The following is an 11,775-nucleotide window of genomic DNA, read 5'->3' as shown; positions in this document are numbered from 1 at the left end:
ACCAATTGGTTTTATAGCACCTTTTACTATTTCGTTATGTCGCAATTTATATAAATTATGTACAAGAAAGGTGAAGTCAGGCACAGGCACTATTTTCTTCGTACATTTTTCCCTCTAGTGGTCATTTTTTCATAATAATGCTATGATGTGGGAAGAGGTTCGTACAACTAAGGAGGAATAAGATTGGAAAAAAATCAACTAGCCAAAATGATTGATCATACGGCATTAAAGCCAGATACGAATAAATCGGATATTGATAAGCTCGTATCCGAAGCGAAGGAATACCAGTTCGCATCCGTTTGTGTAAATCCTTATTGGGTGGAGTACTGTGCAAAAGAGTTAAAGGATTCGGGTGTAAAAGTTTGTACCGTAATTGGTTTTCCATTAGGAGCTACAACGACCGAAACAAAGGTCTTTGAAACGATCCAAGCAATTAAAAATGGTGCAACGGAAGTAGATATGGTTATTAACGTTGGTGCTGTCAAAAACGGGGAGTGGGATTTTGTTGAAAAAGATATTCAATCCGTTGTTTCTGCAGCAAATGGGAAGGCTCTTTCAAAAGTTATCCTTGAAACTGCTTTACTTACTGATGATGAAAAGAAAAAAGCGTGTGAAATTTCGAAAAAATCGGGTGCTGACTTCGTCAAAACATCCACTGGTTTTTCAGGTGGAGGAGCAACCGTTGAAGACATTCGTTTAATGAGAGAAACAGTTGGACCTGATATGGGAGTGAAAGCTTCTGGAGGAGTTCGTGATCGTAAAACAACAGATGCAATGATTGAAGCTGGTGCAACACGAATTGGAGCAAGTGCTGGCGTAGCAATTGTGGAAGGTGGATCTTCAGATTCTGATTATTAAAAAAAACGTTCAAAGCGATCATGCTTTGAACGTTTTTTTAAATCTTAATTTATTTTCCGTGCCATTTCAGAATAAATTTTTCAAACGGAGTAAGAAATGGAATCATAAGTAAAACCGTGACACAATTAAATAAGACAGAGATATGAGCAAGCTGTTCCTTTACATGAACGGACAGTAGTGTAGCAGTATCTGTTAAAAGGAATAACAAAGGCAAGAACAGAAGCACCCCTATGATGTTAAACCACGCATGCGCCATCGCTACAAGCTTGGTTTCTTTATTCAGTCCGATAATTGCTAAAAGGGAAGTTACACACGTCCCGACATTTGCCCCTAGTACAATCGCAATGGATGCTGTAAGGCTTACCATACCTTGGTTTAGAAAGCTCATCGTCATTCCAATTGTCGCACTTGAGGATTGGATAATAGCACTAACGATTATTCCTATTACAACACCGAACGTAGGGTGTTCATTTGTATAGATAAAGCCATTTTCTAAGTATGTAAGGTCCGAGAAACTTTTTGCTAAAGATTCAAAACCTTGGAGAGCAACGAATATAGTTCCTAGTCCAAACATAATCGTACCTGCGCTAAACCATTTTTGGTTAGGCATGATCATACATAGGAAGCCGAAAATGAGCAAATACCATTCTGGTATAAGGTGGGAAAAGGCAAGAATTTCTCCTGTAACGGTTGTTCCAATATTTGCACCTAACATAATCCCAAGAGATTGTTTGAAGGTAAGTAATCCGACGCTAACGAAACCAATGGTTAGTACCATGACTAAGGAGCTACTTTGAAGAATAGACGTAGTGACTATACCCATTAAGATACCTAAAATAGGATTTTTCGTAAATGTTGCTAATAGACGTTTCATTTTCTCGTAGGATAATTGATATAAACCAACACGCATAATTGTCATACCTAGAAAGAATAACATGATAAATACACAAGCTAGTGTTAAGATATGTCCCATTGATTTCACCTCTCCTCCCCATTTTATGGACAAGACAGAGAGAACATGATTAAAATCCATAACTTGTGTGGAGATGCGAAGCATTTCCTCTAAAAAAAGTTGACCTCAAAATTGGAGTGTATTATAATTGTCGGGAGACATGTGTAGAATCACATGTCGTCCTAATCTAGATTGTATGCTTCGGAGGGAGGGAAATTAGCATGTCAAACACAACTCGCGTTCGTAAAAACGAGTCTCTTGAGGATGCTCTTCGTCGCTTTAAACGCAGTGTATCAAAAAATGGTACATTGGCTGAATACCGTAAGAAAGAATTCTACGAAAAACCTAGTGTGCGCCGTAAGAAAAAATCTGAGGCAGCTAGAAAACGTAAATTCTAGTATGATGATAGAAGATTAGGAGGAATTCCTTTTAATCTTTTGACTTAAGAGGGTGTAGAAATGTCATTATTAGAACGTCTGAACCAGGATATGAAACAAGCGATGAAGAACAAGGACAAAGAAACCTTAAGTGTCATTCGTATGGTGAAAGCTTCCTTACAAAATGAAGCGATCAAACTGGGTAAGGACGGTTTATCGGAAGAAGAAGATTTAACTGTTTTATCTCGTGAGTTAAAACAGAGAAAAGATTCCCTCCACGATTTTAAAGAAGCTGGACGCGACGATCTTGTAGCAAAACTAGAAGATGAAATCAAGGTATTACAAGCATATATGCCTGAACAGCTTTCTGAAGAAGAATTAGAAGACATTGTGAAACAAACCATTCAAGAAGTTGGTGCAACTTCTAAACAAGAAATGGGCAAAGTAATGAGCGCTGTTATGCCAAAGGTAAAAGGAAAAGCAGACGGTTCATTAGTAAACAAATTAGTCTTAAAGCATTTGTCCTAATACTTGGATATGAAAAGAATGCTAAATCCCCTTGTCATATGACGAGGGGATTTTTCTATAGGTGCATAAAGATATACCACTCCTATAGGAATCCTTTTCTGGATATGAGATACTATAAGGGCATAAGGAAATCATAAAAGAAAAATGAAACCCTTTTATAGACATTTTCGTATATTTATTATCTCGTCGGAAAGGAGGGGAGCAATTGAATAAGAAACATTTAGGCTTCTTTGTGATAGGCTTCCTTATGTTTTTTCTCGGGTTGATACATACAGTACATGCGGATAACGGTAGTGGTAAATTGGTATATGTTATACCTATTGAGGAAACCGTTGAAAAAGGGTTGGAATCCTTTATTGAAAGAGCAACGGAAACAGCGATTTCGGAAGGGGCTGACCACCTTCTTTTCGAAGTAGATACCCCAGGTGGACGAGTGGATGCTGCGACCCAAATCGCAGAAATCATCCAGTCTGTGGAAGTGGAGACAAGTGCCTTCGTAGTAAACGAGGCTTTGTCAGCTGGTTCTTATTTGGCCTTAAATACGGACCATATCTTCATGACTGCGAACGCCACCATGGGTGCAAGTGGAGTCATAAACTCAGACGGGACAGCAGCGGCAAAGAAAGCACAGTCTGCTTGGATTGCGGCGATGAAAGCGGCAGCAGAGTCAAAGGGAAGAAATCCCCTTTACGCAGAGGCGATGGCAGATCCTTCTGTCGACTTACCAGAGCTTAATGCCCCGAGTGGAGAATTTTTGACACTAAGTGCCAAGGATGCAGTTGAAGTAGGATATTCGGCTTCTATTGTTGAGGATCGTACAGAATTACTAGCAAAGCTCAATCTAAGCGAAGCAAACGTAGTCGAAATAAAACCTACTCTATTAGAGAAAGTGGCAAGGTTTTTAACGAATCCTATCGTCGTTCCCATTCTTCTTTCTATAGCGAGTATTGGACTAATTGTGGAGTTCTTTTCCCCTGGGTTTGGAATACCAGGCTTTGCTGGATTAGGTTCCCTTGCCTTGTTCTTCTATGGTCACATTGTGGCAGGGCTTGCTGGCTATGAAGCGATTGTTTTTGTCATTATTGGGATTGTTCTCATGGTTGCGGAGCTTTTTGTTCCAGGGGGTATTTTGGGGGTCCTAGGGATAGCGTCTATTGTAGGAGCGCTATTTATGTCTTCTGCGGACATTGGACATATGGCGATGAGCATTGCCATTGCAATATTAATATCCATTGTGGTTTTTGCAGTCCTATTTAAGCGAATTGGATTGGAGAAAGGTTTTTTCCGACATATTATTTTACGAGATGCCACAACATCGGAAAAAGGCTACGTGTCTACTGTAAGTCGTCTAGATTTAATTGGATTACAAGGGGTATCCCTCACACCTCTAAGACCTTCAGGAACCGGTCTATTTGACGGGGAACGATTGGATGTCGTAACCGAAGGCGGCTATGTAAAAGAGCAATCCAATATAAGGGTTGTAAAAACAGAGGGTGCACGAATAATTGTAAGAGAAGTAGAAAGTAAATAATTAGGAGGAACAAAATATGTCTTTGCAAGAACTATTACCAATTATTTTAGTTGGACTTATTATCATTGTTGTAGCAGTATTGTTCACATTTATTCCAGTCATGCTATGGATCAGTGCGTTAGCAGCAGGTGTTCATGTTAGCATATTCACACTTGTCGGGATGCGCCTTAGAAGGGTAGTTCCTTCCCGTGTCATTAATCCGTTAATTAAAGCACACAAAGCAGGGATTGATGTCAATACGAATCAACTAGAAAGTCACTACTTAGCTGGTGGTAACGTCGATCGCGTCGTCAATGCATTAATTGCCGCTCAACGTGCCAATATTGAGTTAAGTTTTGAACGATGTGCAGCCATTGACCTAGCAGGTCGTGATGTACTAGATGCGGTTCAAATGAGTGTTAACCCGAAAGTCATCGAAACACCGTTCATTGCGGGTATCGCAATGGATGGGATTGAAGTAAAAGCGAAAGCCCGTATTACAGTGCGTGCGAATATCGACCGCTTAGTAGGGGGAGCCGGGGAAGAAACGGTTATAGCCCGTGTTGGGGAAGGTATTGTAAGTACAATTGGTAGCTCGAATAGCCATAGTCAAGTATTAGAAAATCCAGATAAAATCTCTCATAATGTTTTATCCAAAGGATTGGATGCAGGTACTGCTTTTGAAATCCTCTCCATTGATATTGCCGATATTGATATCGGGAAAAATATTGGGGCATTGCTTCAGATGGATCAAGCCGAAGCGGATAAAAACATCGCCCAAGCAAAAGCAGAAGAAAGAAGAGCGATGGCGGTTGCTCAAGAACAAGAAATGGTTGCTAAAGTTCAAGAGATGCAAGCAAAAGTTGTGGAGGCAGAAGCAGATGTACCACTTGCTTTGGCCGAAGCACTTCGTTCCGGTAATCTTGGAGTCATGGACTACATGAACTATAAAAACATTAATGCTGATACTGATATGAGAGACTCAATTGGAAAAGTATCGAAAGACAAAGAAGAAGAGTAAAAACAGTTAACTCCTATAAGGAGGGATAACGAAACATGGATGACATAATAGGAATTTTATTTGCGGTTATTGCTATTGCCGGTGGGATCTTTGGAATGTTCCAAAAGGATAAAGATACAGGAAAAATACCAAATCCAAAGCCTACTTCGACTCCATCAGGTCCAATGCAACAAGAGTCGAAACCGCACATGGAAACCGCTGAGTTGGAAGGAGCTCATACTCTTCAGCAACAATATGAAGAGATGAAGCATAAATCTTCTTCCTCCTTGAACACGCATCGGAATGAAAGAATTTCTTCCATACGGAATCGAAAGACGAAGAAAATCGATCGCCAAGCTACATCCTTTTTATCAGAGGAACTAAAGGGAAAGGCTTTGGCTAAAAACATTGTCATGACCGAGGTGCTTGGTCCACCGAGAGCTTTAAAACCTTACCAATCTCAATTTCATAGAAACAGACGTTAAAGAGGAACGTATAGATCGAAGAAGACATACACTTTTAGAGGTATGTCTTCTTTTTTTGTATGGTAAGATTTTGCCAATATAAGAAAAACTACACACTTACAAAAAGTCAAAAGGAATCATAAGTTTTTTTAATAAAAATATTACGCAAGCGTTGAGATAACTGTACCTTCAAAAGCGTATTTCCGGTTCTTATTTCCTTCTATTTTTCATACATTTAGATGAGAGAGGGGGCATCGTCCATGAAACCGTGGAGACAGCGAATTGGTAATTGGCTCACGAATCATCTTGATTTACCTTCAGATGTGATCCTCGAGCTACCGAGAATTACGACCATTGGACAGCTACACGCATATATCGAAAATCATCGTGGCCTTGTTCTATTTTCAGATAACGAGCTTCGTTTGAGAATGGAATACGGTTATTTAAAAATAACAGGTAGTCAATTTGTTCTTAAAATGATGTTGCCAGAAGAAATATTGCTAGAAGGAAAAATCAAGGAATTCAAGTTTATTGAAAAATAAAAGAAACACCGCTTGAGGAGGTAAACCATTGAAGATGACGCAAGGCAGTTATTTTACAGGGTATGTAACCATGAAAATAACAGGATCTCGACCAGAGCTGTTCTTTGCCTTATGTGCGAAAGAAAATGTTCCGGTATGGAACGTAAAAAAAATTTCAAACAAAGTTTGTTTAGGCAACATCCACTTAAAGGATGTTGCTAGGGTTAAAAAGTTCCGCAGAAAAACGGTTTATAAAGTATCCTTTCTTCACAAAAAAGGAATTCCTTTCTTATCCCAACGTATTCTACATAAAAAACCACTCGTGGTCGGTCTAGTGTTAAGTATATTATTTATTGGTTTCTTATCCAATATGGTTTGGGATGTAAGAGTGAGTGGTGTACACCCGGAATTGGAAAAGAAAATAATGACACAGTTGGACGAGTATGGGGTAGAGCCTGGTACGTTAAAATTTCGTCTAGGTTCTCCTAGCTCCATTCAACAAAAGCTTCTGGATGACATTCCGGAGCTCTTGTGGGTTGGTGTGAAGGAAAAAGGGACAACCTTCTACTTAGAAGGGGTCGAAAAGACGTTAGTAGAAGAGAAGGAAGAACCTGGCCCACGTAATCTAATTGCCCAGAAGAAAGGCGTAATCATTGACATGTTTGTTTCCAAAGGAAAACCGATGGTCGAAGTCAATGATTTTGTCCAAAAAGGGGAATTGTTAGTTTCTGGTAATATCAATATTCAAGAGGAAAAGGAGGGCGAAGAAGATAAAAAAGAAGAACAAAAGCCTGATCTTGTTTCTTCCGAAGGTGAAATCATTGCGGAAACATGGTATCAAACTTCGGTTTCTATTCCTCTCGAAGCGAATTATGAAGTACTAACTGGTCATAATAAAAAGAAGTATTATCTTAACTTCGCAGGTTTCTCTTTACCGGTTTGGGGCTTTGGAAATCCAGATTATAAAAATAAACAAACGGAAACGGTGGAGAAGTCCTTCCATTTCCTAAAATGGGAGCTTCCGATAAGCTTTAAGCAGGTAAACGTGCAGGAAGCGAAAGAGGAACAAGTAAAAAGATCGAAGAAAGAAGCCAAAGAGGCGGGTTTAGCTCAAGCGCGGAAAGAGTTAAAAAGTAAGCTAGAAAAAGATGCAGAGATAGTTTCGGAAAAAGTTTTGCACGAAACTTATGAGAGTGGTAAAGTTAAATTAATCCTTTATTTTACGGTTCACGAAAATATAGTAAAAAACCAACCAATATCTCAAGGAGATTGATTATGCCTGAAGATTTAAAAACGATTGATTTACAATTAGATGAACCGAACGAAGCTCTTGCTTTATTCGGAACAGAAGATAGACACTTAAAAATGATGGAAGAGCAAGTTAGCGTCTCTATTGTAACCAGAGGGGAAGCTGTTAGCGTCTCTGGAACGGATGAGAATGTGAAGTTAGTTGAAGAAGTGCTTCTAGCATTATTAGGCATTATCCGAAAAGGTTTACCCGTGGGAGAACGAGATGTAGTTTATGCGCTTGATTTAGCACGAAAAGGAAAAATAAAACAGTTTGAAACGTTATTTGAAGATGAAATTACAAAGAACGCAAAAGGCAAATCGATTCGCGTCAAAACATTAGGACAACGAACCTACGTTTCCGCTATTAAAGCAAATGATTTAGTGTTTGGAATTGGTCCAGCGGGTACTGGAAAAACGTATTTAGCCGTTGTCATGGCGGTTAACGCTTTGAAAAGTGGAAGTGTGAAGCGAATCATTTTAACAAGACCTGCTGTGGAAGCTGGAGAAAGCCTGGGATTCTTACCAGGGGATTTGAAAGAGAAGGTGGATCCATACCTTCGTCCACTTTATGACGCGCTACATGATGTATTAGGAACAGAACACACACTTCGTCTTATTGAGCGTGGAACCATCGAAATTGCTCCATTGGCCTATATGCGCGGACGTACGTTGGACGACGCTTTTGTCATATTAGATGAAGCGCAGAATACAACGCCTGCTCAAATGAAAATGTTTTTAACAAGATTAGGCTTTGGTTCTAAAATGGTCATCACCGGTGATATTACCCAAGTTGACTTACCAAAGGGTGTGGTGTCCGGTTTGAAATCGGTGGAATCACGCCTTCACGATATTAAGGGTATTTCCTTAATTTATCTGAAGCAATCAGATGTCGTTCGTCACCCATTAGTACAAAAGATTATCGATGCTTACGAGCAGGAAACAGACAAGTCTTAAGACCCCAGTAAGCGGGTCTTATTTCTGTATAAGAAGATGAAAAAATGGGGTGGAGTCATGATGCAAAAAAAGATTCAAGCCATATTATCTTACTTAAATAAGCAAAGAAATATGTTTAGTATCGGGCTTCCTATTTTATTGTTAGGAGTCTTTTGCTTGTTAATGACTTTGTCCAATGTATTTACAGAGACTTACGATATGGAGCGTTTTTCGACTGCAAAGGAAGCAATCCGATCTCCTATAACCATAGAAAATGTTCAAGAGACAGAACGACGAACGAGAGAAGCGGTACAAGCAGTTGAAGATCGTTATGATATTTCTAGCGAAATTACGCAAGAACGAATCCAATATGTACATGAATTGTTCGATGCGATTCAGACGTTAGAAGCAACAGATCCTGAATCAAAAGAAGAAATTCCGAAAACAGTCCCAGAAAAAGCACAATACATTTCCCAAATATTGAGTCCTGAATTATCGGAGGCGGTAGATAAGGAATCTATTGTCGCGTTGCTTGGTGCCTCAGAGAATGAACGTTCTCTAGCGAAAGAGCTATTAACGACTTCCTTATATGATGTGTTAAATGCAGGGGTCCGAACAGAAAACCTAGAGAATGCTGTCGATAACATAAACCAAAGCTTACGTTACTCGAGTTTAAAACCTGGTTTAAAAAATGCACTTTACGACATCAGTAAGTTTGCAGTCGTAGAAAATTCCTTCTTTGATGTAGAAACTACGATGGAAGCACAAAAGCAAGCTGCTAGTAATGTTGAACCTGTAATGATTCGTGCGGGTGAAGTCATCGTTCGTGAGGGACAAACGATTACAAATGAGATTTATGAAAAACTAAGCTTAGTAGGTTTATTAAATAATGAACGAAATGTTTTCCCTATAATCGGTCTTCTATTATTAATCACTTTAATTTGTGCAACCATAAGCTACGAGCTTCATACGTATTCTAAAAAGGATAATCTAAATCCTGGTAGAATTTTAGCGGTTGTCATCATAGCTGTCTTTATGGTGACTGTGATGAAAGTCGTAAGCATTTATAATACGTCGATGTATCAGTTTTTCTTATTAGTACCAGCGGCGACGGGTGCCATGCTGATTAAAGTGTTGTTAAATGAAAGGGTCGCAATTGTTTTATCTAGTTTATTCGCCTTAATGGGAAGTCTTATTTTTAATGGCGAGATTCCTGGTGCTTTTAACATGGAGGCGGGTATTTATATTTTCTTTTCCCAAGTGGTTGGAAGTATTTTGATTCGAAATCTACAAGATAAGACCGCTATCTTGAAAGCTGCGATTGGGATTACCGTCGTGAATGAAATTGTTATTTTAATGTTTCTTTTTCTTTCGTTTGAAAGCTACACGATACCAGAAATTTTGATTCAAAGTGGATTTGGGGTTGCTTCTGCCTTTTTATCGGTCATCTTAACAATGGGAATGATTCCTTATTTCGAAGCGGGGTTAGGAATCTTGTCGGAGTCTAAGTTGTTAACGTTGGCTAATCCGAATCATCCATTGTTAAGAAAAATTTTAACGGAGGCACCGGGTACCTATCATCATAGTGTAATGGTTGCTAATTTAAGTGAAACAGCATGTGAAGCGATAGGAGCTAATGGGTTACTAGCAAGGGTAGCTGCGTATTATCATGATCTAGGTAAAACGGAAAGACCCCATTACTTTATTGAGAACCAAATGGGGATTCAAAATCCTCACGACCTATTAGAACCGATCCAAAGTGCGGAAATTATTATCCGTCATCCATATGATGGGGCTATGCTACTAAAAAAACACAAATTGCCAAAAGAGATTATTGATATTGCGGAACAACATCATGGAACGACTTTATTAAAGTATTTCTATTATAAAGCGAAAGATAAATATAAAGATATCGAGGAATCAAATTACCGTTATGCTGGTCCAAAGCCACAAACGAAGGAAGCTGCCGTAATCTGTATATGTGACTCGGTGGAAGCTGCTGTTCGCTCCTTGCAAGAGCCTACAATGAAGAAAATAGAAGAAATTGTCTATTCTATCATTCAAGATCGTTTAAATGATGGACAGTTAAATGAATGTCCCATTACGATTAATGAGCTTCACGTGATTCAAAAGACGATATGCGAAACACTAGCAGGTATTTTTCATTCGCGCATTCAATACCCTACGAAACAAGAGAATATAAAGGAGGCGAACTAAATGCAGATTGATTTTCAAGATGCAACTGACCAAGTCAAACCGGAACACTTCGATCTGGTCGAAAAGCTACTAGAACAAGCAGCGGAATTGGAACAGGTTTCTGATGAGGCAGAGTTATCGGTTAGCTTTGTTGATAATGATGAGATTCAAACGATTAACAGAGAATATCGAAATATAGATAAGCCTACGGATGTTATTTCTTTTGCGATGCAAGAAAGTATGGAGGATGAACCAGAAATTGTGGGAGATGATGTTCCACTGTTATTAGGAGATATCATTATTTCTGTAGATAAAGCGGAGGAACAAGCAACGGAATACAACCATTCCTTTGAGAGAGAATTAGGCTTTCTTGCGGTTCACGGATTTCTTCATTTACTAGGCTATGACCATATGAATGAGGATGATGAAAAAAAGATGTTTGGAAGACAAGAGGAAATTCTTCATGCATTCGGGCTTTCGCGGGAATAGGCATCCATTTTGGAGAGGGTTTGTGTTTGCGTGGAACGGAATTCGAACTGTTTTTCGTACAGAACGAAATTTTAAAGTGCATATCTTTCTCGGGATTAGTGTGATTCTTCTGGGAATCCTATTTCGCATAGAGAGGATCGAATGGATTGCTGTAAGCATTACCATCGCACTTGTCTTAAGTTTAGAAATGTTTAATACTGCGATTGAAAAAATAATGGATTATCAATCCTCGGACATGGACCCGAGAATAGGAGAAATAAAAGATATTGCAGCTGGTGCCGTATTGATGAGTGCCATCATGGCAGCTATTGTCGGTGGATTTATTTTCATCCCTAAAATAATTAATTTTATATGGTAAAGGAAATCTGCTTGGAAGTTAGACAAGCAGATTTTTTTTGTAATATCAGGTAAAGTAGACTTATCGAAAAAGTGTAATAGGATGAACTTTTTTTGAAAGAACGTATAAAGATTCCGCTTGGGATCATGGAGTGGATTACGCCGATTGGACATATGCCGCCAAACTATTCACAATTACCAACTAAATATTTTTATGGAAAAATTGTCGAAGGGCTGTTATGCATAGGTAAACGTCCAATCGTGACAAACTAAAAGCAGCAAATACTATTTGTATGTAGAAGAAAGAGAATTATTACTTAT

At 38.9% G+C, this 11,775-nt stretch carries 14 protein-coding genes; 13 read left to right on the top strand and 1 reads right to left on the bottom strand.

Features of this window, described 5'->3' with window-relative positions; all coding sequences use genetic code 11:
• Positions 1 to 183 precede the first annotated feature (183 nt).
• Complete coding sequence (gene deoC / locus KO561_RS11425) at positions 184 to 858, top strand: deoxyribose-phosphate aldolase (protein WP_231093383.1); 675 nt, start codon at positions 184 to 186, stop codon at positions 856 to 858.
• A 49-nt stretch (positions 859 to 907) separates the two neighbouring features.
• On the opposite strand, the gene KO561_RS11420 is transcribed toward deoC, so the two are convergent.
• Positions 908 to 1,831, bottom strand: coding sequence for a Na/Pi symporter (locus tag KO561_RS11420; RefSeq protein ID WP_231093382.1), 924 nt, complete (start codon positions 1,829 to 1,831; stop codon positions 908 to 910).
• Positions 1,832 to 2,031: 200 nt separating this feature from the next.
• Between KO561_RS11420 and rpsU the strand changes: the two genes are divergently transcribed.
• The 12 genes from rpsU to KO561_RS11360 all read left to right on the top strand — a co-directional run bounded on the left by rpsU (position 2,032) and on the right by KO561_RS11360 (position 11,727).
• On the top strand, positions 2,032 to 2,208 hold the full coding sequence (gene rpsU, locus KO561_RS11415; RefSeq protein ID WP_231093381.1) for a 30S ribosomal protein S21: 177 nt from the start codon (positions 2,032 to 2,034) through the stop codon (positions 2,206 to 2,208).
• Positions 2,209 to 2,268: 60 nt separating this feature from the next.
• Positions 2,269 to 2,715 carry a GatB/YqeY domain-containing protein gene (locus KO561_RS11410; RefSeq protein WP_231093380.1) on the top strand — a complete coding sequence of 149 codons (447 nt, stop codon included), beginning with the start codon at positions 2,269 to 2,271 and terminating at the stop codon, positions 2,713 to 2,715.
• 247 nt (positions 2,716 to 2,962) lie between these two features.
• Positions 2,963 to 4,246: an NfeD family protein gene (locus KO561_RS11405; RefSeq protein ID WP_231097116.1), complete on the top strand. Its 1,284-nt coding sequence runs from the start codon at positions 2,963 to 2,965 to the stop codon at positions 4,244 to 4,246.
• Between the two features lie 16 nt (positions 4,247 to 4,262).
• Positions 4,263 to 5,246: a flotillin-like protein FloA gene (gene floA / locus KO561_RS11400; protein ID WP_231093379.1), complete on the top strand. Its 984-nt coding sequence runs from the start codon at positions 4,263 to 4,265 to the stop codon at positions 5,244 to 5,246.
• Between the two features lie 35 nt (positions 5,247 to 5,281).
• Positions 5,282 to 5,710, top strand: a complete 429-nt coding sequence (locus tag KO561_RS11395) for a hypothetical protein (RefSeq protein WP_231093378.1) — start codon at positions 5,282 to 5,284, stop codon at positions 5,708 to 5,710.
• Between the two features lie 239 nt (positions 5,711 to 5,949).
• On the top strand, positions 5,950 to 6,231 hold the full coding sequence (gene yqfC, locus KO561_RS11390; protein ID WP_231093377.1) for a sporulation protein YqfC: 282 nt from the start codon (positions 5,950 to 5,952) through the stop codon (positions 6,229 to 6,231).
• Between the two features lie 34 nt (positions 6,232 to 6,265).
• Positions 6,266 to 7,483, top strand: coding sequence for a sporulation protein YqfD (yqfD, locus tag KO561_RS11385; RefSeq protein WP_231097114.1), 1,218 nt, complete (start codon positions 6,266 to 6,268; stop codon positions 7,481 to 7,483).
• Positions 7,484 to 7,485: 2 nt separating this feature from the next.
• Positions 7,486 to 8,454, top strand: a complete 969-nt coding sequence (locus tag KO561_RS11380; protein ID WP_231093376.1) for a PhoH family protein — start codon at positions 7,486 to 7,488, stop codon at positions 8,452 to 8,454.
• A 60-nt stretch (positions 8,455 to 8,514) separates the two neighbouring features.
• A complete protein-coding gene (locus KO561_RS11375; RefSeq protein WP_231097112.1) occupies positions 8,515 to 10,650 on the top strand; it encodes an HD family phosphohydrolase in 2,136 nt (711 codons plus the stop codon).
• Positions 10,651 to 11,118, top strand: a complete 468-nt coding sequence (gene ybeY / locus KO561_RS11370; protein WP_231093375.1) for an rRNA maturation RNase YbeY — start codon at positions 10,651 to 10,653, stop codon at positions 11,116 to 11,118.
• A gap of 22 nt (positions 11,119 to 11,140) precedes the next feature.
• Positions 11,141 to 11,476, top strand: a complete 336-nt coding sequence (locus tag KO561_RS11365) for a diacylglycerol kinase family protein (protein WP_231093374.1) — start codon at positions 11,141 to 11,143, stop codon at positions 11,474 to 11,476.
• Positions 11,477 to 11,568: 92 nt separating this feature from the next.
• Positions 11,569 to 11,727, top strand: a complete 159-nt coding sequence (locus tag KO561_RS11360) for a hypothetical protein (RefSeq protein ID WP_231093373.1) — start codon at positions 11,569 to 11,571, stop codon at positions 11,725 to 11,727.
• Positions 11,728 to 11,775 lie beyond the last annotated feature (48 nt).

It is taken from the genome of Radiobacillus kanasensis (genome assembly GCF_021049245.1).
Taxonomy (GTDB): domain Bacteria; phylum Bacillota; class Bacilli; order Bacillales; family Amphibacillaceae; genus Radiobacillus; species Radiobacillus kanasensis.
The sequence above is the reverse complement of the archived record's forward strand: the minus strand, read 5'-3'. Positions and strand labels throughout refer to the sequence as shown.

Bases quoted from the DNA above. Each gene is read 5' to 3' on its own strand.
- rpsU (WP_231093381.1), top strand. From the start codon at position 2,032: ATGTCAAACACAACTCGCGTTCGTAAAAACGAGTCTCTTGAGGATGCT.
- yqfD (WP_231097114.1), top strand. From the start codon at position 6,266: ATGACGCAAGGCAGTTATTTTACAGGGTATGTAACCATGAAAATAACA.
- ybeY (WP_231093375.1), top strand. From the start codon at position 10,651: ATGCAGATTGATTTTCAAGATGCAACTGACCAAGTCAAACCGGAACAC.
- KO561_RS11395 (WP_231093378.1), top strand. From the start codon at position 5,282: ATGGATGACATAATAGGAATTTTATTTGCGGTTATTGCTATTGCCGGT.
- KO561_RS11375 (WP_231097112.1), top strand. From the start codon at position 8,515: ATGCAAAAAAAGATTCAAGCCATATTATCTTACTTAAATAAGCAAAGA.
- KO561_RS11405 (WP_231097116.1), top strand. From the start codon at position 2,963: ATGTTTTTTCTCGGGTTGATACATACAGTACATGCGGATAACGGTAGT.
- yqfC (WP_231093377.1), top strand. From the start codon at position 5,950: ATGAAACCGTGGAGACAGCGAATTGGTAATTGGCTCACGAATCATCTT.
- KO561_RS11410 (WP_231093380.1), top strand. From the start codon at position 2,269: ATGTCATTATTAGAACGTCTGAACCAGGATATGAAACAAGCGATGAAG.
- floA (WP_231093379.1), top strand. From the start codon at position 4,263: ATGTCTTTGCAAGAACTATTACCAATTATTTTAGTTGGACTTATTATC.
- KO561_RS11420 (WP_231093382.1), bottom strand. From the start codon at position 1,831: ATGGGACATATCTTAACACTAGCTTGTGTATTTATCATGTTATTCTTT.
- KO561_RS11380 (WP_231093376.1), top strand. From the start codon at position 7,486: ATGCCTGAAGATTTAAAAACGATTGATTTACAATTAGATGAACCGAAC.